Annotated in this window: 18 protein-coding genes and 1 riboswitch; of the genes, 15 read left to right on the top strand and 3 right to left on the bottom strand. The window is 62.9% G+C overall.

From position 1 onward, the window contains the following. Nucleotides 1-9: 9 nt before the first annotated feature. The 3 genes from cobW to ACYHH6_RS26375 form a co-directional block, all read right to left on the bottom strand. Nucleotides 10-1,062 (bottom strand): cobalamin biosynthesis protein CobW, encoded by a 1,053-nt coding sequence (gene cobW / locus ACYHH6_RS26385; RefSeq protein WP_352584082.1) that lies wholly within the window; start codon nucleotides 1,060-1,062, stop codon nucleotides 10-12. Between the two features lie 2 nt (nucleotides 1,063-1,064). Next, the gene (locus ACYHH6_RS26380) at nucleotides 1,065-1,490 is read right to left on the bottom strand and encodes a DUF1636 family protein (protein WP_352584084.1); all 426 of its coding nucleotides are present in this window, start codon (nucleotides 1,488-1,490) and stop codon (nucleotides 1,065-1,067) included. A 39-nt stretch (nucleotides 1,491-1,529) separates the two neighbouring features. Continuing rightward, nucleotides 1,530-1,732: riboswitch (cobalamin riboswitch) on the bottom strand. Nucleotides 1,733-1,761: 29 nt separating this feature from the next. Then, nucleotides 1,762-2,961, bottom strand: coding sequence for a winged helix-turn-helix domain-containing protein (locus ACYHH6_RS26375; protein WP_352584346.1), 1,200 nt, complete (start codon nucleotides 2,959-2,961; stop codon nucleotides 1,762-1,764). 335 nt (nucleotides 2,962-3,296) lie between these two features. Between ACYHH6_RS26375 and ACYHH6_RS26370 the strand changes: the two genes are divergently transcribed. The 15 genes from ACYHH6_RS26370 (at nucleotide 3,297) to ACYHH6_RS26300 (ending at nucleotide 17,866) form a co-directional block, all read left to right on the top strand. Beyond that, the gene (locus ACYHH6_RS26370) at nucleotides 3,297-3,662 is read left to right on the top strand and encodes an NADH-quinone oxidoreductase subunit A (protein ID WP_112565102.1); all 366 of its coding nucleotides are present in this window, start codon (nucleotides 3,297-3,299) and stop codon (nucleotides 3,660-3,662) included. After that, nucleotides 3,653-4,234, top strand: a complete 582-nt coding sequence (locus ACYHH6_RS26365; RefSeq protein WP_023670824.1) for a NuoB/complex I 20 kDa subunit family protein — start codon at nucleotides 3,653-3,655, stop codon at nucleotides 4,232-4,234. The genes ACYHH6_RS26370 and ACYHH6_RS26365 overlap by 10 nt, the downstream gene beginning before the upstream one ends. Nucleotides 4,235-4,238: 4 nt before the next feature. Continuing rightward, entirely contained in the window at nucleotides 4,239-4,844 is a 606-nt protein-coding gene (locus ACYHH6_RS26360; RefSeq protein WP_352584086.1) for an NADH-quinone oxidoreductase subunit C, read from the top strand. A gap of 9 nt (nucleotides 4,845-4,853) precedes the next feature. Then, nucleotides 4,854-6,044, top strand: coding sequence for an NADH-quinone oxidoreductase subunit D (locus ACYHH6_RS26355; RefSeq protein ID WP_352584088.1), 1,191 nt, complete (start codon nucleotides 4,854-4,856; stop codon nucleotides 6,042-6,044). Then, a complete protein-coding gene (locus ACYHH6_RS26350; protein ID WP_352584090.1) occupies nucleotides 6,045-7,331 on the top strand; it encodes an NADH-quinone oxidoreductase subunit E in 1,287 nt (428 codons plus the stop codon). 10 nt (nucleotides 7,332-7,341) lie between these two features. Further along, the gene (nuoF, locus tag ACYHH6_RS26345) at nucleotides 7,342-8,646 is read left to right on the top strand and encodes an NADH-quinone oxidoreductase subunit NuoF (protein ID WP_112565109.1); all 1,305 of its coding nucleotides are present in this window, start codon (nucleotides 7,342-7,344) and stop codon (nucleotides 8,644-8,646) included. 74 nt (nucleotides 8,647-8,720) lie between these two features. Beyond that, complete coding sequence (locus ACYHH6_RS26340) at nucleotides 8,721-9,413, top strand: NADH-quinone oxidoreductase subunit E (RefSeq protein WP_352584092.1); 693 nt, start codon at nucleotides 8,721-8,723, stop codon at nucleotides 9,411-9,413. A gap of 9 nt (nucleotides 9,414-9,422) precedes the next feature. Next, nucleotides 9,423-9,704, top strand: a complete 282-nt coding sequence (locus tag ACYHH6_RS26335) for a pentapeptide repeat-containing protein (protein WP_352584094.1) — start codon at nucleotides 9,423-9,425, stop codon at nucleotides 9,702-9,704. Then, nucleotides 9,704-11,785 carry an NADH-quinone oxidoreductase subunit NuoG gene (nuoG, locus tag ACYHH6_RS26330; RefSeq protein WP_352584096.1) on the top strand — a complete coding sequence of 694 codons (2,082 nt, stop codon included), beginning with the start codon at nucleotides 9,704-9,706 and terminating at the stop codon, nucleotides 11,783-11,785. Before ACYHH6_RS26335 ends, nuoG begins: the two co-directional genes overlap by 1 nt. Nucleotides 11,786-11,787: 2 nt before the next feature. Next, nucleotides 11,788-12,831, top strand: coding sequence for an NADH-quinone oxidoreductase subunit NuoH (nuoH, locus tag ACYHH6_RS26325; protein WP_352559276.1), 1,044 nt, complete (start codon nucleotides 11,788-11,790; stop codon nucleotides 12,829-12,831). Next, entirely contained in the window at nucleotides 12,831-13,322 is a 492-nt protein-coding gene (nuoI, locus tag ACYHH6_RS26320; protein WP_181055889.1) for an NADH-quinone oxidoreductase subunit NuoI, read from the top strand. The genes nuoH and nuoI overlap by 1 nt, the downstream gene beginning before the upstream one ends. 124 nt (nucleotides 13,323-13,446) lie before the next feature. After that, nucleotides 13,447-14,067, top strand: a complete 621-nt coding sequence (locus tag ACYHH6_RS26315) for an NADH-quinone oxidoreductase subunit J (protein WP_352559278.1) — start codon at nucleotides 13,447-13,449, stop codon at nucleotides 14,065-14,067. A gap of 1 nt (nucleotide 14,068) precedes the next feature. Next, on the top strand, nucleotides 14,069-14,377 hold the full coding sequence (nuoK, locus tag ACYHH6_RS26310; RefSeq protein ID WP_023670810.1) for an NADH-quinone oxidoreductase subunit NuoK: 309 nt from the start codon (nucleotides 14,069-14,071) through the stop codon (nucleotides 14,375-14,377). A 10-nt stretch (nucleotides 14,378-14,387) separates the two neighbouring features. Further along, complete coding sequence (gene nuoL / locus ACYHH6_RS26305) at nucleotides 14,388-16,361, top strand: NADH-quinone oxidoreductase subunit L (RefSeq protein ID WP_352584098.1); 1,974 nt, start codon at nucleotides 14,388-14,390, stop codon at nucleotides 16,359-16,361. After that, nucleotides 16,361-17,866: an NADH-quinone oxidoreductase subunit M gene (locus ACYHH6_RS26300; protein ID WP_352584100.1), complete on the top strand. Its 1,506-nt coding sequence runs from the start codon at nucleotides 16,361-16,363 to the stop codon at nucleotides 17,864-17,866. The genes nuoL and ACYHH6_RS26300 overlap by 1 nt, the downstream gene beginning before the upstream one ends. Nucleotides 17,867-17,872 lie beyond the last annotated feature (6 nt).

The following is a 17,872-nucleotide window of genomic DNA, read 5'->3' as shown; positions in this document are numbered from 1 at the left end:
TGGTTTGGGTCAGCCGGCGAGTATACGCTCGATCGCCGGGCGGTTCAGCCCCTTGAGGCCAATGACGACGAGGCGCGAGCGGCGGTCGTCCTCGGCCGTCCAGGCGCGGTCATAGTAATGGTTGACGCGCGGGCCGACGGCCTGCAGCAAAAGCCGCATCGGCTTGCCGCCGACATCGACGAAGCCTTTCACGCGCAGCACATTCTCTTCTTCGGCAATGGTGGTGACGCGCTTTGCCAGTTCGTCGGGATTGGCGATCGAGGGAATGTCGACGATGAAGGTGTCGAAGTCGTCGTGCTCGTGGTCGAAAGCGCCGTCATGATGCGACTTGCGGTTCTCGATATCGTCCTCGACGGCGAGACCGAGGCCGAGCAGGACGGAAGGATCGACCTTGCCATGCGCCGTCGGTACGATTTTTACCGCACGCGCGGAGTGCTCGCCAATGATGGCGTTGGCGCGGGCCGAGCCGGCTGAATCCATCAGGTCGCTCTTCGACAGGATGATCAGGTCGGCGCAGGCGATCTGGTCCTCGAAGACTTCCTCGACTGGATCGTCGTGATCGAGCGTCTCATCCTGAACACGCTGTGCCTGCAGGGCGTCCATGTCGTTGGCGACACGTCCCTCAGCCAGTGCCGGGCCGTCGACCACGGCGATGACGCCGTCGACCGTCACCCGGCTCTTCACGCTCGGCCACTGGAAAGCCTGGACCAGCGGCTTGGGCAAAGCCAGGCCCGAGGTCTCGATCAGGATGTGGTCGACCTTCGGCGTCAGCGCCAGGATCTGGTCGAGGGCCGGCACGAAATCGTCGGCGACGGTGCAGCAGATGCAGCCATTGGCCAGCTCAACGATGTTTTCCTCGGGGCAGGTGTCGATGCCGCATCCCTTGAGAATCTCGCCGTCGATGCCGATGTCGCCGAACTCGTTGACGATGATGGCAATGCGCTTGCCGCCGGCATTTTCCAGGAGATGGCGGACCAGTGTCGTCTTGCCGGCGCCGAGAAAGCCGGTGACGACGGTGCAGGGAACACGAGAGAGATTGCCGGCCGGATTTGGAGCGTTCATGGTCAGTCCTTCAACATGTCGAGGGGTGGGATGCGGGCAACGAGGCCGCGCTTGAGGCTATCGGGCCGGCCGCGCCAGGGGATGAGGCCGTCCGTCGAGGTGGCGAAGAGCTTGGCGCCGGTGACGAGATCGGCGCCGCTGGTCGTGGTCAGGTCGCCGAAGACATAGCTCCAGCAGCCATCGCGCAGGATCGCGGCGCTGAGTCGGCGCTTGCAATTGCCGAGGCATTCGACGGTGCGGACACGGATGTCGCCGGCAGCGGCGCGGCGCGTGTCCTCAGCCAGCAATTCGCAAGCGCGGGGATGGGCGTCTGAGCCGGTCTCGTCGCGGCAGGAGGCGCAGACGATGACAGTGACGCCGACCAAGGCGTCGCCATCGGCGGGCGAAATACCCGCTGTGCCAGCCGAAAAACTGCTGTTCTGGTCCAAAAACCGGGCTCCTTGCCCGGAAACCCGCCAGGCGATCGGATTCTTCTGTCGCAGACGGCAGGTCTCCTGGCTCGCGGGTCATCGCCTTGGTAGCCGCCTTCCCGGTGTTACCCAGTGGCTTTCGGCCTTGGCTCGTCGCTTACAGTTGCGGGGACAGCCGCGGATTTGGGATTTTGTCCCGCACCGCATTCCCTCTTGGCCCCAGCCGTTGCGGGCAGGGGACCGTCTGCAGCGGATTTAGGCTTTTGCGGGCAGCACTGTCAACGCACGGCTACGACATGGCAATGTCGGCCAAAGGCTGTCCCAAATCGCCGGCCGGCGTCACTTCGATGCGCTCGAGGCCAAGCCAGCCCTGCATCTGCTTCAATTCCTCGAAGAGTTGTGCGGCGGTCTCAGGTGGCGCTTTGGGTTCGGCATAAGCCGCGTGGACGCGCAGCACGCTGGCGGGACGGTCGGCTTTGAGGTCGACGCGCCCCACGATCCGGTCGCCGAGCAGGAACGGCAGCACGTAATAGCCGTATTGCCGCTTTTCGGCGGGGGTGTAGATCTCGATGCGGTAGTGGAAATCGAACAGACGCTCGCTGCGCGAACGCTCGAAGACGACGGGGTCGAACGGTGCCAGCAAGGCACGGGCTTCGATTTTTCGCGGCAGGCGGGCGTCCTTGTGGAGGTAAGCCGGCTTGTCCCAGCCTTCGACGCGCACCGGCAAAAGCTCGCCCGTCTCGACCAACTCCTCCAGCCGGCCCTTCATGTCGGCCGGCGACAGGCGGAAATAGTCGCGCAAATCGCCAGATGTCGCGATGCCGTGGGCGCGGGCGGAAATACGCAGCAACTCGCGGTGCGCATCCTTGGCGGCCGGCACCGGCAGATCGAGGATCGCCTGAGGCAGCACGCGCTCGGGCAGGTCGTAGAAGCGCTCGAAGCCGCGACGGTGGGCCGTGGTGATACGGCCGGCCCAGAACAGCCACTCGAAGGCATGCTTGGCATGGCTCCAGCCCCACCAGCCGCCCGAGCCCTTCTGGCCTTCGAGCGCCGAAGCGGCGATCGGACCGCGCTCGGCGACCGCGCGGTAGATCTCTTCGATATAGGCGGCGTGCTCGCGGCCCCATTTGGCGAGGCCGAGATACATTTCGTCGCCGCTCTCGGCACGCTGCATGCGCCAGCGCATCAGCGGCCAGGTCTCGACCGGCAGGAACGAGGCCTCATGCGCCCAATATTCGAACACCGTGCGCTTGCGGGTGACCGCGGCATTGTCGAGGAGGGCGAGCGGGTAGGGGCCAAGGCGCGAATAGAGCGGCATATAGTGGGCGCGCACCACGGCGCTGACGGAATCGATCTGCAGCAGGCCGGTGCGCGAGAGCACCCGGGCGAGGTGGCGGCGATCGGGTGTGCCGCCCGGGCGGGGGTCGGTAAAACCCTGCGCGGCCAGTGCGATCCGCCTGGCGGTAGCGAGCGATATTTTGTCCTTCATCAAGATGCCTTTGCCCTGGTCCTGTTCGCGCATTTTTAGCCGGTGATTCCGACCATGCTAGCAGGCGAATGGCGGGAGACATGTCAGGAGACAAAAGTGGAGTAAAAGGTGAAGGAAATCAAACAGGAGCGGATCGGACCAGTTTTTCCGGACCTGCCGTCCAGCACTGCGTTTTGAACAAGGTTTGACTTGCTTCGCCGAAAGCCCTGCGCTAACCCTCGCCGCGTTGCAGCATAGGCACCTAAAACGGTTCAGCGGTTAAACTGTCACGCTTCCGCATTAGGGTTGGTTGCTGTAATCAAAGTGGATTGGCCGCCAACGGAAAGCCCCGCAGCATGAACGCACTGCTCAGTTCGTACCTGCCCATCGTCCTCTTCATCGCCGTGGCGGCGGTCGTCGGCCTGGCGCTTATCATAGCGCCGTTCCTGGTGGCCTACCGCAGTCCCGACCCGGAAAAGCTTTCCGCTTATGAGTGCGGCTTCAACTCTTTCGACGATGCCCGCATGAAATTCGACATCCGCTTCTACCTGGTGTCGATCCTGTTCATCATCTTCGACCTGGAAGTGGCCTTCCTGTTCCCGTGGGCGGTGTCGTTCTCGAAGATCGGCATGCTCGGTTTCTGGTCGATGATGGTGTTTTTGGCGGTGCTGACCATCGGCTTCGCCTATGAATGGAAAAAAGGAGCGCTGGAATGGGATTGAACGACAGTTCCGGTACGCTCGTCGCACCGAAGCCCAAGGGCCTGATCGACCCCAATACCGGACGTCCGGTCGGTTCTGACGACCCGTTCTTCCTCGAGATCAACAATGAACTCGCCGACAAGGGGTTTCTGGTCACCTCGACCGAGGCGCTGATCACCTGGGCGCGCAGCGGCTCGCTGATGTTCATGACCTTCGGCCTGGCCTGCTGCGCTGTCGAGATGATCCACACCTCGATGCCGCGCTACGATTCGGAGCGGTTCGGTGTTGCGCCGCGCGCCTCGCCGCGCCAATCCGACATCATGATCGTCGCGGGAACGCTGACCAACAAGATGGCCCCGGCTTTGCGCAAGGTCTACGACCAGATGCCGGAGCCGCGCTACGTCATCTCGATGGGCTCCTGCGCCAATGGCGGCGGCTACTACCACTATTCCTATTCGGTGGTGCGCGGCTGCGACCGCATCGTGCCGGTCGACATCTATGTCCCCGGCTGCCCGCCGAGCGCCGAAGCGCTGCTCTACGGCATTCTTCTCTTGCAGAAGAAGATTCGCCGCACCGGCACGATCGAACGGTAAATCCATGGCCGCATCCCTTAGCGAACTGTCGACCTATCTCGGCGAAAAGCTGCCGGGTCGCGTCACCGATGCGGTGTTCGCCTATGGCGAACTGACGATCTCGGTCGAGCCCGGCGACCTGATCGACGTGGCGACCTTCCTGCGCGACGATCCACGCTGCCAGTTCATCTCGATCATCGATGTCTGCGGCGCCGACTATCCGTCACGGATCAAGCGCTTCGATGTCGTCTATCACCTGTTGTCGCCGAAGCAGAATTTGCGCATCCGCATCAAGGTTCAGGCCGACGAAGAGACGCTGGTGCCCTCGCTGACATCAGTCTATCCCGGCGCCGACTGGTTCGAGCGCGAGACCTACGATCTCTATGGCGTCCTGTTCTCCGGCCATCCGGACCTGCGCCGCATCCTCACGGATTACGGCTTCGAGGGTCACCCGCTGCGCAAGGATTTCCCGCTGACCGGTTTCGTCGAAGTCCGCTACGACGACGAGGCCAAGCGCGTGATCTACGAGCCGGTGGAATTGAAGCAGGAATTCCGCAATTTCGATTTTCTTTCCCCGTGGGAAGGCACCGACTACGTGCTGCCTGGGGACGAAAAAGCCAAGACGAATTGAGGCGCCAGAATGGCCGAAACCTCCGTCCGCAATTTTAACATTAACTTTGGACCTCAACACCCTGCGGCGCATGGTGTTTTGAGGTTGGTGCTTGAGTTGGACGGTGAGGTCGTGGATCGCGTCGATCCGCATATCGGCCTGCTGCATCGCGGCACCGAAAAGCTGATCGAGCACAAGACTTATCTGCAGGCGGTGCCTTATCTCGACCGGCTCGACTATTGCGCGCCGATGAACCAGGAGCATGCTTTCGCACTCGCCGCCGAGCGGCTGCTCGGCATCGCAGTGCCGAAGCGCGGGCAGCTCATCCGCGTGCTCTATTGCGAGATCGGCCGCATCATGTCGCACATCCTCAATGTGACGACGCAGGCGCTCGACATCGGTGCGCTGACGCCGCCGCTGTGGGGTTTCGTCGAACGTGAAAAGCTGATGGTGTTTTATGAGCGCGCCTCCGGCTCGCGCATGCATGCCGCCTATTTCCGCCCCGGCGGCGTGCACCAGGACCTGCCGGCCAAGCTGGTCGAGGACATCGGCAAGTGGATCGATCCGTTCCTGAAGTCGCTCGACGATCTCGACAAGCTGCTTACCGGCAACCGCATCTTCAAGCAGCGCAATGTCGATATAGGTACGGTGTCGCTGGCCGATGCCTGGGCATGGGGTTTTTCCGGCGTCATGGTGCGCGGTTCGGGCGCTGCTTGGGACCTGCGCAAGTCGCAGCCCTATGAATGCTATTCCGAGATGGATTTCGACATCCCGATCGGCAAGAACGGCGACTGCTACGACCGTTATCTGGTGCGCATGGAAGAAATGCGCCAGTCGGCCAAGATCATGCGCCAGTGCGTCGATCTGTTGCTCGGCAGGGAAAGCACCGGCCCGGTGTCGAACCTCGACGGCAAGGTGGTGCCGCCCAAGCGCCAGGCGATGAAGCGCTCGATGGAAGCGCTGATCCATCATTTCAAGCTCTACACCGAGGGCTATCGCGTGCCGGCCGGCGAGGTCTATGCCGCCGTCGAGGCGCCGAAAGGCGAGTTCGGCGTCTATCTCGTCTCGGACGGTACCAACAAGCCGTACCGCTGCAAGCTGCGCGCGCCGGGCTTCGCGCATCTGCAGGCCATGGACTTCCTCTGCCGCGGCCACATGCTGGCCGACGTCACCGCCGTTCTTGGCTCCCTCGACATCGTGTTTGGTGAGGTCGATCGCTAAATGTCAGTCCGCCGTCTCGCAGAAGCCAGCGTCCAGCCAGCCTCCTTCGCCTTCAACCGGGCGAATGCGGCGGTGGCCAAGCAATGGATCAAGAAATATCCGAAGGGTCGCGAGCAGTCGGCGATCATTCCCTTGCTGATGATCGCGCAGGAGCAGGAAGGCTGGGTCACCAAGGCGGCGATCGAGACGATTTCCGATATGCTCGGCATGCCGCGCATCCGTGGGCTCGAGGTCGCGACCTTCTACACGCAGTACCAGCTCAATCCGGTCGGCACACGCGCGCATATTCAGGTCTGCGGCACCACGCCCTGCATGTTGCGCGGCTCGGAAGCGCTGATGGATGTATGCCGCTCCAAAATCCACCACGATCAGTTCCACACCAACGACAAGGGCACGCTGTCGTGGGAGGAGGTCGAGTGCCTCGGCGCCTGCGTCAACGCGCCGATGGTCATGGTCTTCAAGGACACGTTCGAGGACCTGACGCCGGAACGGCTGGCCGAAATCATCGATCTCTACGATGCGGGCAAGGGTGCCACGGTTCCCACGGGACCGCAGAATGGTCGAACCGGCTCGGAGCCGGCCCCCGGCCTGACGACGCTGAAGAGCGAAAAGGCGATCCTCAAGGCGACGCGCGACAAGGAAGCCAAAGCGGCGACCAAGGCTGCAAGAACGGCGCCAGCCGTGGTTGCGCCGGCCGCTACGGTTTCGCAGGCGCCTGCCGCAGCGCCGGTTGCTCCGTCCAAGGCCGGCAAGCCAAAGACCGATGCTCCAGAGACCAGTCCGGCTCTGAAGTCGCCATCGCCGGTCAAGGTCGCGCCCGAGGTGGAAAAAGCAGCGAGCGTTGCCGCGCCGTTGCATTCGGCTGCCAATGCCAATCTGGCTGCCCCGGAAGTCGAGGAGGTCTCGAAACAGCGTAGCGGCCCCAGGAACAAAGCCGAGCCGGCGACTGCCTTCAAGGCGCCGGAAGTCAAGATTCCAGCCGCCAGGCCGGCAAAACCGTCGCTCAAAGACAAGAACCGTCCCGCTGGCATCGACAGGCCGGTCGCGGTCGATGATCTCAAGCTGATCTCAGGCGTCGGTCCGAAGATCGAGGGCATCCTGCACACTCTGGGCATCTTCACCTTCGCGCAGGTCGCTTCGTGGAAGAAGGCCGAGCGCGACTGGATGGACGGCTATCTCGCCTTCAGTGGCCGCATCGACCGCGACGACTGGGTCGGCCAAGCCAAGGCGCTCGCCAAGGGCGGCGTCGCCGAATACATCCACGTCTTCGGCAAGAAGCCGGTCTGAGGGACGAAACATGCTTCAGGATCAAGACCGCATCTTCAACAACATCTACGGCCTCTTCGACAAGTCGCTGGCCGGCGCCATGGCGCGCGGCGCTTGGGACAACACGCCCGGCATCATCGCCAAGGGGCGCGAATGGATCGTCAACGAAATGAAGGCGTCGGGCCTGCGCGGCCGTGGCGGCGCCGGCTTCCCGACCGGGCTGAAATGGTCGTTCATGCCCAAGCAGAGCGACGGAAGGCCGAGCTATCTCGTTGTTAATGCCGACGAATCCGAGCCCGGCACGTGCAAGGACCGCGACATATTGCGCAACGATCCGCACACGCTGGTCGAGGGCTCGTTCATTGCCGGCTTCGCCATGGGCGCGGTCGCCGCCTACATCTATGTGCGCGGCGAGTTTGTCCGCGAGCGCGAGGCGCTGCAGCGCGCCATCGACGAGGCCTATGAGGCCAAGCTGATCGGCAAGAACAACACGTCCGGCTACGATTTCGACATCTACATGCATCACGGCGCCGGCGCCTACATCTGCGGCGAGGAGACAGCGCTGCTCGAAAGCCTCGAAGGCAAGAAAGGCCAGCCCAGGCTGAAGCCGCCATTCCCGGCCAATGTCGGCTTGTACGGTTGTCCGACAACCGTGAACAATGTCGAGTCGATCGCGGTGGCCCCGACCATTCTGCGCCGTGGTGCGGCCTGGTTCTCGTCCTTCGGCCGGCCCAACAATGTCGGCACCAAGCTGTTTTGCATCTCCGGTCACGTCAACAATCCGTGCACCGTCGAAGAGGCGATGTCGATCCCGTTCCGCGAGCTGATCGAGACGCATTGCGGCGGCATTCGCGGCGGCTGGGACAATCTGCTTGCGGTCATTCCGGGCGGCGCTTCGGTGCCGCTGGTGCCGGCAGAGCAGATCATCGATGCGCCGATGGATTTCGACGCGCTGCGCGACCTGAAATCGGGCCTCGGCACGGCGGCTGTCATCGTCATGGACAAGTCGACCGATATCGTGAAGGCGATCGCCAGACTGTCCTATTTCTACAAGCATGAGAGCTGCGGCCAGTGCACGCCGTGCCGCGAAGGCACGGGCTGGATGTGGCGGGTGATGGAACGGCTGGTGCGCGGCGAGGCGCAGAAGCGCGAGATCGACATGCTGCTCGACGTGACCAAGCAGGTGGAAGGCCATACGATCTGCGCGCTGGGCGACGCGGCGGCATGGCCGATCCAGGGGCTGATGCGGCATTTCCGCGGCGAGGTGGAGCGGCGCATCGACGAGTTTTCCCGCAACGCGCACCGGGCCGAGCCGGTGATGGTGGCGGCGGAATAGATTTGAAATAAGGGCGCAAGCCCGGGACTGACATATCGGGGCGGGGCAGACGAAGAAACGACCAGGAGATTTCTATGGCGCCGTATTCGAACCCTTTGATGCCCAATTTGGACCAGCTTGAGAAGATGAACCAGGATTTGACCAGGATGATGCCGAAGGAGATGGCCAGCGCCGTCAACCTTCTCGCGCATCCTGTCGCCGGTGCCGCCGCCATGTCGGCGCTTGGCTTTGGCCTCGCCAACCATGCCTTTGGCGTGTGGCTTGGCGCATGGTCGGGTGCTGTCGAGACATCACAGCGGATTTTCCAGCCGATCATCGACGATTTCGAGCAGCGCGCCGAGCGCTATTCGGAGACAGCCCCCGCCACCAAGGCGCGCGCCGCGACCAAGACCCTGATCGCCGAGGCGCAGACTTTCGCGCAGGACGTAACCGATATTGCCGCCCGCACCGTCGATGCCGAGCCGGAGAAGGCGGATCCGGTCGCCGAAGACGCGACGACCGGGTTGATGCCGGAGGATTTCAGGCAGCCCAAGACGACAGCGCGTCCGTCCAAGCCATCTGATCTTAAGGCGATAGCGGGCGTCGGGCCGAAGCTGGAAAAGGTGCTGAACGGCCTCGGCATCTGGACCTTTGCCCAGATCGCCGCATGGACGCCGGAAGAGATCGCCTGGGTCGAGGATTACCTGTCGCTCAAGGGCCGCGTCGGCCGCGACGAGTGGACCCGCCAGGCAGCGGCGCTGACGCTCGCCGCCAAGGCGAAGAGGTAGGGGGCAGGTATGGATGTCCACGACAGGAGCGATGTTCTCGATGTGCGCAATGCCATCGTCAGCAACTCCAGATTTGACGATGTGAACCTGTCGAACACGCAGTTTCGCAACGTCAACCTGTCGGCGGCCCTGGTGGAAGACGCGGACCTCTCGAACGCGTTTTTCAGCAATGTGAATATGAGCAATTTGAAGATAGAAAACGCTGAACTCGCCGGCATGATGATCAATGGCATCAGGTTGAGCGATCTGTTTCAGGCATATGAGACGGCGCAGACCGCCGGGGGCAATTGATGGCAAAGCTCAAGGTCGACGGGAAAGAGATCACTGTACCCGACCACTATACGCTGCTGCAGGCGGCCGAGGACGCCGGCGCGGAAGTGCCGCGCTTCTGCTTCCATGAGCGGCTGTCGATCGCCGGCAATTGCCGCATGTGCCTGATCGAGGTGAAGGGCGGGCCGCCCAAGCCGCAGGCTTCCTGCGCCATGGGCGTGCGCGACCTGCGCCCCGGCCCGAACGGCGAGCCGCCGGAAATCTTCACCAACACGCCGATGGTCAAGAAGGCCCGGGAAGGCGTGATGGAGTTCCTGCTGATCAACCATCCGCTTGATTGCCCGATCTGCGACCAGGGCGGCGAGTGCGACCTGCAGGACCAGGCAATGGCCTTCGGCGTCGATTCCTCGCGCTATCACGAGAACAAGCGCGCGGTCGAAGACAAGTATATCGGCCCGCTGGTCAAGACGGTGATGAACCGCTGCATCCACTGCACGCGCTGCGTCCGCTTCACCACGGAAGTCGCCGGCATTTCCGAGCTTGGCCTGATCGGCCGCGGCGAGGACGCCGAGATCACCACCTATCTCGAAAGCGCGATGACCTCGGAGTTGCAGGGCAATGTCATCGATCTCTGCCCGGTCGGCGCGCTGACCTCGAAGCCTTTCGCCTTCCAGGCGCGGCCGTGGGAGCTGACCAAGACTGAATCCATCGACGTCATGGACGCCGTCGGCTCGGCGATCCGCGTTGATAGCCGCGGCCGCGAAGTGATGCGCATCCTGCCGCGCGTCAACGAAGCGGTGAACGAGGAGTGGATTTCCGACAAGACCCGCTTCATCTGGGATGGGCTGCGCACGCAGCGCCTCGACCGCCCCTATGTGCGCAAGGACGGCAAGCTTGCTCCCGCCAGCTGGGCCGAGGCCTTCGCGGCGATCAAGGATGCGGTGTCGAAGGCTGCGCCGGAGAAGATCGGCGCCATTGCCGGCGATCTCGCGGCGGTTGAGGAAATCTACGCGCTGAAGCAGCTTATGGCTGCGCTGGGCTCGAAGAACATCGACTGCCGCCAGGATGGCGCCGCACTCGATCCGGCGCTTGGCCGCGCCAGCTACATCTTCAATCCGACCATCGAGGGCATCGAGCAGGCCGATGCGGTGCTGATCATCGGCGCCAATCCGCGCTTCGAAGCGTCGGTGCTCAACGCCCGCATCCGCAAGCGCTGGCGCATCGGCAATTTGCCGGTCGGCGTCATCGGCGAGGTTGGCGACACTCGCTACGATTACGAACAGCTCGGCGCCGGCCCGGAATCGCTGAAGGATTTGGCCGACGGCAATGGCAAGTTCTTCCAGGTGCTGAAGAAGGCGACGCATCCGCTGATCATTGTCGGCCAGGGCGCACTGTCGCGCGCCGATGGCGCGGCAGTGCTCGGCCAGGCGGCGAAGCTCGCCGCTGCCGTCAACGCTGCCCGCGCCGACTGGAACGGCTTTGCGGTGCTGCACAATGCGGCCGGCCGCGTCGGCGGCCTCGATGTCGGCTTCGTGCCGAGCGAGGGAGGCAGGAATGTCGCCGGCATGCTTGGCGACAGCGATGTGCTGTTCCTGCTCGGCGCCGACGAGATCGATATGGGCAAGACCGGCGGCGCATTCGTTGTCTATATCGGCACCCATGGCGACGCCGGCGCGCACCGCGCCAACGTCATCCTGCCGGGCGCTGCCTACACCGAAAAGTCGGGCACCTATGTCAACACCGAGGGACGCGTGCAGCAGACCAACCGCGCCGGTTTCGCGCCGGGCGATGCGCGCGAGGATTGGGCAATCTTGCGGGCGCTGTCGGATGTGCTCGGCAAGAAGCTGCCCTTCGATTCGCTGCAGCAGCTGCGCGCCAAACTTTATGGCGAATACCCGCATCTCGCCCGCATCGACCATGTCGAGGCCGGCAATGCCGAGGATATCGCCAAGGTGGCGAAGCTCGGTGGGCGGCTGAACAAGGGCACTTTCACCTCGCCGGTCACGGACTTCTATTTGACCAACCCGATCGCGCGGGCGTCGGCCGTAATGGCTGAGTGCTCGGCGCTGGCGAAAAACGGCTTCAGGCAGGCGGCAGAGTAGACATGGACACTTTCTTCTCCTTCTACGTGCTGCCGACGCTGATCATCCTCTTGAAGTCGGTCGTGCTGATCGTCGTTTTGCTGATCGGGGTCGCCTACCTGCTTTACGCCGACCGCAAGATCTGGGCGGCGGTGCAACTGCGCCGCGGCCCGAACGTCGTCGGCCCATGGGGCACGCTGCAGGCTTTCGCCGATCTGTTGAAGTTCGTCTTCAAGGAGCCGGTCATCCCGTCGGGCGCCAACAAGGGCGTGTTCCTTTTGGCGCCGCTGGTGTCGGCGGTGCTGGCGATCTCGGCCTGGGCAGTCATTCCGGTCAACGCCGGCTGGGCGATCGCCAACGTCAATGTCGGCATCCTCTACGTCTTCGCCATCTCCTCGCTCGAGGTCTATGGCGTGATCATGGGCGGCTGGGCATCGAACTCGAAATACCCGTTCCTCGGCGCGCTGCGCTCGGCGGCGCAGATGGTGTCCTACGAAGTCTCGATCGGCTTCGTCATCGTCACCGTGCTGCTTTGTGTCGGCTCGCTCAACCTGTCCGACATCGTGATGTCGCAGCAGGACGGGCTGGGCACCAAGCTTGGCCTGCCCAACAGCTTCCTCGACTGGCACTGGCTGGCGCTGTTCCCGATGTTCGTCATCTTTTTCATCTCGGCGCTGGCCGAGACGAACCGCCCACCCTTCGATCTCGTGGAAGCCGAGTCCGAACTCGTCGCCGGCCATATGGTCGAATATTCCTCGACGCCGTTCCTTTTGTTCTTCCTCGGCGAATATGTCGCCGTGGTGCTGATGTGCGCGCTGGCCACCATCCTGTTCCTCGGCGGCTGGCTGCCTCCCTTCGACTTCGCCCCCTTCACCTGGGTGCCCGGCGTGATCTGGTTCGTGCTCAAGATCTGCCTGATGTTCTTCATGTTCTCCATGGTGAAGGCCTTCGTGCCGCGCTACCGCTACGACCAGCTGATGCGTCTTGGCTGGAAAGTCTTCCTGCCGATTTCGCTGGCGATGGTGGTAATCGTCGCCGCCTTTCTCAAGATCACGGGGTTTGCGTGATGTCCGCTCTTGGCCAAGCCGCCAAATCGCTGCTGCTGCAGGATTTCGTCAGCGCCTTCTTCCTGTCGATGCGCCAGTTCTTCGCGCCGAAGGAGACGATCAACTATCCGCACGAGAAGGGGCCGGTGAGCCCGCGCTTCCGGGGCGAGCATGCGCTGCGCCGGTATCCCAATGGCGAGGAACGCTGCATTGCCTGCAAGCTGTGCGAGGCGATCTGCCCGGCGCAGGCGATCACCATCGAGGCCGGCCCGCGCCGCAATGACGGCACGCGCCGTACCGTGCGCTACGACATCGACATGGTGAAGTGCATCTATTGCGGCTTCTGCCAGGAAGCCTGCCCGGTCGACGCCATCGTCGAGGGGCCGAATTTCGAATTCGCGACGGAGACGCGCGAGGAGCTTTACTACGACAAGGACAGGCTGCTGGCGAATGGCGACCGGTGGGAGCGCGAACTGGCGCGCAACATCTCGCTGGACTCGCCCTACCGCTGACATTTGACGCATGGACGGGGCGAGGGGCCTCGTCTAAGGACAACGCAACTTGCCGGCCGGAGGCGGTCGCAAACATCGAACAGGACGGATGTCCTGTTTCGGACAGGAACCCGGGGGATCCCCAATGCTGAGTGGACTAGAGGCGGCCTTTTTCTACCTCTTCGCCTTTGTCGCGGTGGCGTCGGCCTTCATGGTCATTTCGGCGCGTAACCCTGTGCATTCCGTGCTGTTCCTGATCCTGACCTTCTTCAACGCCGCCGGCCTGTTCATGCTGACCGGCGCCGAGTTCCTGGCGATGATCCTGCTCGTCGTCTATGTCGGCGCCGTGATGGTGCTGTTCCTGTTCGTCGTCATGATGCTCGATGTCGACTTCGCCGAGATGAAGGAGGGCGCTCTGCAATATGCACCGATCGGCGCGATGGTCGGGCTGATCCTGGCGGCGGAGCTGATCGTGGTGCTTGGCGGTTACACATTCGCGCCGCAGCTGGCGTCGACGGTCTCAAAGCCGATCCCGGACCTCGCCGCGCGGACCAACACCGCCGCCCTCGGCGACATCCTCTATACCGACTACCTCTACTACTTCCAGATTTCGGGCCTCATCCTGCTGGTCGCCATGATCGGCGCGATCGTCTTGACGCTGCGCCACAAGGAAGGGGTCAAGCGGCAGTCGATCGCAGCCCAGGTTGGCCGCACGCCGGCGACGGGCATGGAAATCCGCAAGGTCAAGTCGGGCGAGGGGCTCTGAGATGGTCGTCGGCATCGCACATTACCTCACCGTATCGGCGATCCTGTTCACGCTCGGCGTGTTCGGCATCTTCCTGAACCGCCGCAACATCATCGTCATTCTGATGTCGATCGAGTTGATCCTTTTGGCCGTCAACATCAATTTCGTCGCCTTCTCGGCCGCACTCGGCGATCTCGTCGGACAGGTGTTTGCGCTGTTCGTGCTGACGGTCGCGGCCGCTGAAGCGGCCATAGGTCTTGCCATTCTTGTCGTCTTCTTCCGCAACCGCGGCTCGATCGCGGTCGAAGACGTGAACCAGATGAAGGGTTGACGAGGCAGTTATGTATCAAGCGATCGTCTTCCTTCCGCTGCTGGGCTTCCTGATTGTCGGCCTGTTCGGCAATTCGCTCGGCGCCAAGGCATCGGAATACATCACCTCGGGCTTCCTGGTGATCTCGGCCGTGCTGTCCTGGGTCGCCTTCTTCTCCGTCGGCTTCGGCGAGGGCGAGGTGTTCACCGTGCCGGTGCTGCGCTGGATCCAGTCGGGCGGGCTGGACGCCTCCTGGGCGCTCAGGATCGACACGCTGACGGTGGTCATGCTGGTGGTGGTCAACACCGTGTCGGCGCTGGTTCACATCTATTCGATCGGCTACATGCACCACGACCCGAACCGGCCTCGCTTCTTTGCCTATCTGTCGCTGTTCACCTTCGCCATGCTGATGCTGGTGACGGCCGACAATCTGGTGCAGATGTTCTTCGGTTGGGAAGGCGTCGGTCTCGCTTCCTACCTGCTGATCGGTTTCTGGTACAAGAAGCCGTCGGCCAATGCCGCGGCCATCAAGGCCTTCGTCGTCAACCGCGTTGGCGATTTCGGCTTCGCGCTGGGCATTTTCGGCGTCTTCGTTTTGTTCGGCTCGGTCAATCTCGGCACCATCTTCGCCAATGCCGCGACGTTCATTCCGGCTGAAGGCGCTGAGCACGGTGCTGCCGTTCTCACCTTCCTTGGTTACGCGCTCGACAAGCACGCGGCCATGACCATCGTCTGTCTGCTGCTGTTCATGGGCGCCATGGGCAAGTCGGCGCAGGTGCCGCTGCACACCTGGCTGCCGGACGCCATGGAAGGCCCGACGCCGGTCTCCGCCCTCATCCATGCCGCCACCATGGTCACGGCCGGCGTGTTCATGCTGGCGCGGCTGTCGCCGCTGTTCGAGCTATCGCATTCGGCGCTGACGGTGGTCACCTTCATCGGCGCCTTCACCGCCTTCTTCGCGGCGACCGTTGGCCTGGTGCAGAACGACATCAAGCGCGTCATCGCCTATTCGACCTGCTCGCAGCTCGGCTACATGTTCGTCGCGCTCGGCGTCGGCGCCTATGGCGCCGCCATCTTCCATCTGTTCACGCACGCCTTCTTCAAGGCGCTGCTGTTCCTCGGTTCGGGCTCAGTCATCCATGCCGTCTCCGACGAGCAGGACATGCGCAAGATGGGTGGCCTGCGGAAGCTGATTCCCAAGACCTACTGGATGATGGTGATCGGCACGCTGGCGCTGACCGGCGTGGGCATTCCGGTGACCGTTATCGGCACCGCGGGCTTCTTCTCCAAGGACGCCATCATCGAGGCTGCCTTTGCCGGGCACAATTCGGTCGCCGGCCTCGCCTTCATCCTGCTGGTCATCGCCGCCTGCTTCACCTCGTTCTACTCCTGGCGGCTGATCTTCATGACCTTCCACGGGGAGCCGCGGGCGAGCCACGACGTCATGCACCACGTCCATGAATCGCCGCCGGTGATGCTGGTGCCGCTGTTCATCCTGGCCGCGGGCGCGCTGTTTGCCGGCATCATCTTCCATGGTGCCTTCATCGGCGAGGGCTATGCCGAGTTCTGGAAGGCGTCGCTGTTCACGCTGCCGGACAACCACATCCTGCATGATATCCACGAATTGCCGCTGTGGGTCGAGCTGGCACCGTTCGTCGCCATGATCATCGGCTTTGCCGTCGCCTGGAAGTTCTACATACGCTCGCCGGAACTTCCCCGGAGTGTCGCCGCCAACCATCGCCTGCTCTATGCCTTCCTGCTCAACAAGTGGTATTTCGACGAGCTCTACGACGTCCTGTTCGTGCGGCCGGCCAAGGCGCTGGGCAGGTTCCTGTGGAAGACCGGCGACGGCACCATCATTGACGGGCTCGGGCCGGACGGCGTTTCGGCGCGCGTCGTCGACGTCACCAACCGCGTCGTCAAGCTGCAGACCGGCTACCTCTATCACTATGCCTTCGCCATGCTGATCGGCGTGGCCGCACTCGTCACCTGGATGATGCTCTGATGACCGCCTGGCCAATCCTCTCGCTGGTCACCTTCCTGCCGCTGGTTGGTGTGCTGCTGATCCTGTTCATCCGGGACGACAGCGAAAACGCACGCCGCAACATCCGCGCCATCGCGTTCACAACGACGGCGGCTACCTTCATCATCTCGCTGTTCATCTGGACCGGCTTCGACAATTCGCAGGCCGGCTTCCAGTTCGTTGAGAAGTTTGCCTGGCTGGATTCCGGCATTTCATACCATATGGGCGTCGACGGCATTTCGATGTTGTTCGTCATCCTGACGACGTTCCTGATGCCGCTCTGCATCCTGGCGTCGTGGGAAGCGATCGACAAGCGCGTCAAGGCCTACATGATCGCCTTCCTGCTCCTGGAAACGCTGATGATCGGCGTGTTCTGCGCGCTCGACATCGTGCTGTTCTACGTCTTCTTCGAAGCCGGCCTGATCCCGATGTTCATCATCATCGGCGTCTGGGGCGGCAAGCGCCGCGTCTATGCCTCGTTCAAGTTCTTCCTCTATACGCTAGCCGGCTCGGTGCTGATGCTGCTCGCCATCATGGCGATGTTCTTCCAGTCCGGCACCACCGATATCCCGACGCTTTTGACCCACAATTTCCCGGCCAGTATGCAGACATGGCTATGGCTCGCCTTCTTCGCTTCTTTCGCCGTGAAGATGCCGATGTGGCCGGTGCACACCTGGCTGCCTGACGCGCACGTCGAGGCGCCGACGGCGGGCTCGGTGATCCTGGCCGCCATCCTGCTCAAAATGGGCGGATACGGCTTCCTGCGCTTCTCGCTGCCGATGTTCCCGCTGGCGTCGGAAATGTTTGCGCCGCTGGTGTTCACGCTGTCGGTCGTCGCCATCATCTACACGTCGCTGGTGGCGCTGATGCAGGAGGATATGAAGAAGCTGATCGCCTATTCCTCGGTCGCCCATATGGGCTTCGTCACCATGGGCATCTTCGCCATGAACCAGGAAGGCGTGCAGGGCGCGATCTTCCAGATGCTCAGCCACGGCCTGGTCTCGGGCGCGCTGTTCCTGTGCGTCGGCGTCATCTACGACCGCATGCACACACGCGAGATCGACGCCTATGGCGGTCTGGTCAACAACATGCCGAAATACGCCACCGTGTTCATGGTCTTCACCATGGCCAATGTCGGCCTGCCCGGCACCTCAGGCTTCGTCGGCGAATTCCTGACCATGCTCGGCGTGTTCAAGGTCAACACCTGGGTGGCGTTCTTCGCCGCCACCGGCGTTATCCTGTCGGCGGCCTACGCGCTCTGGCTCTACCGCCGGGTGATCTTCGGCGCGCTGACCAAGGAAAGCCTGAAGGGCCTGCTTGATCTCTCGACGCGCGAGAAGGCGATCATCTACCCGCTGGTCGTGCTGGTCATCTTCTTCGGCGTCTATCCCGCTCCCGTCTTCGATGCCACGGCCCAGTCGGTCAAGGCGCTCGTCACCAATGTCACCGCATCCATCGGCGCCGCGCAGACCGCGGCGGCGAACTGACCAGAG

This window comes from Mesorhizobium sp. P171375, from assembly GCF_057786075.1.
Note: the sequence above shows the minus strand (reverse complement) of the source record. Positions and strands in the feature narration are given on the sequence as shown.

Bases quoted from the DNA above. Each gene is read 5' to 3' on its own strand.
- cobW (WP_352584082.1), bottom strand. From the start codon at position 1,062: ATGAACGCTCCAAATCCGGCCGGCAATCTCTCTCGTGTTCCCTGCACC.
- ACYHH6_RS26375 (WP_352584346.1), bottom strand. From the start codon at position 2,961: ATGAAGGACAAAATATCGCTCGCTACCGCCAGGCGGATCGCACTGGCC.
- ACYHH6_RS26370 (WP_112565102.1), top strand. From the start codon at position 3,297: ATGAACGCACTGCTCAGTTCGTACCTGCCCATCGTCCTCTTCATCGCC.
- ACYHH6_RS26365 (WP_023670824.1), top strand. From the start codon at position 3,653: ATGGGATTGAACGACAGTTCCGGTACGCTCGTCGCACCGAAGCCCAAG.
- ACYHH6_RS26360 (WP_352584086.1), top strand. From the start codon at position 4,239: ATGGCCGCATCCCTTAGCGAACTGTCGACCTATCTCGGCGAAAAGCTG.
- ACYHH6_RS26355 (WP_352584088.1), top strand. From the start codon at position 4,854: ATGGCCGAAACCTCCGTCCGCAATTTTAACATTAACTTTGGACCTCAA.
- ACYHH6_RS26350 (WP_352584090.1), top strand. From the start codon at position 6,045: ATGTCAGTCCGCCGTCTCGCAGAAGCCAGCGTCCAGCCAGCCTCCTTC.
- nuoF (WP_112565109.1), top strand. From the start codon at position 7,342: ATGCTTCAGGATCAAGACCGCATCTTCAACAACATCTACGGCCTCTTC.
- ACYHH6_RS26340 (WP_352584092.1), top strand. From the start codon at position 8,721: ATGGCGCCGTATTCGAACCCTTTGATGCCCAATTTGGACCAGCTTGAG.
- ACYHH6_RS26335 (WP_352584094.1), top strand. From the start codon at position 9,423: ATGGATGTCCACGACAGGAGCGATGTTCTCGATGTGCGCAATGCCATC.
- nuoG (WP_352584096.1), top strand. From the start codon at position 9,704: ATGGCAAAGCTCAAGGTCGACGGGAAAGAGATCACTGTACCCGACCAC.
- nuoH (WP_352559276.1), top strand. From the start codon at position 11,788: ATGGACACTTTCTTCTCCTTCTACGTGCTGCCGACGCTGATCATCCTC.
- nuoI (WP_181055889.1), top strand. From the start codon at position 12,831: ATGTCCGCTCTTGGCCAAGCCGCCAAATCGCTGCTGCTGCAGGATTTC.
- ACYHH6_RS26315 (WP_352559278.1), top strand. From the start codon at position 13,447: ATGCTGAGTGGACTAGAGGCGGCCTTTTTCTACCTCTTCGCCTTTGTC.
- nuoK (WP_023670810.1), top strand. From the start codon at position 14,069: ATGGTCGTCGGCATCGCACATTACCTCACCGTATCGGCGATCCTGTTC.
- nuoL (WP_352584098.1), top strand. From the start codon at position 14,388: ATGTATCAAGCGATCGTCTTCCTTCCGCTGCTGGGCTTCCTGATTGTC.
- ACYHH6_RS26300 (WP_352584100.1), top strand. From the start codon at position 16,361: ATGACCGCCTGGCCAATCCTCTCGCTGGTCACCTTCCTGCCGCTGGTT.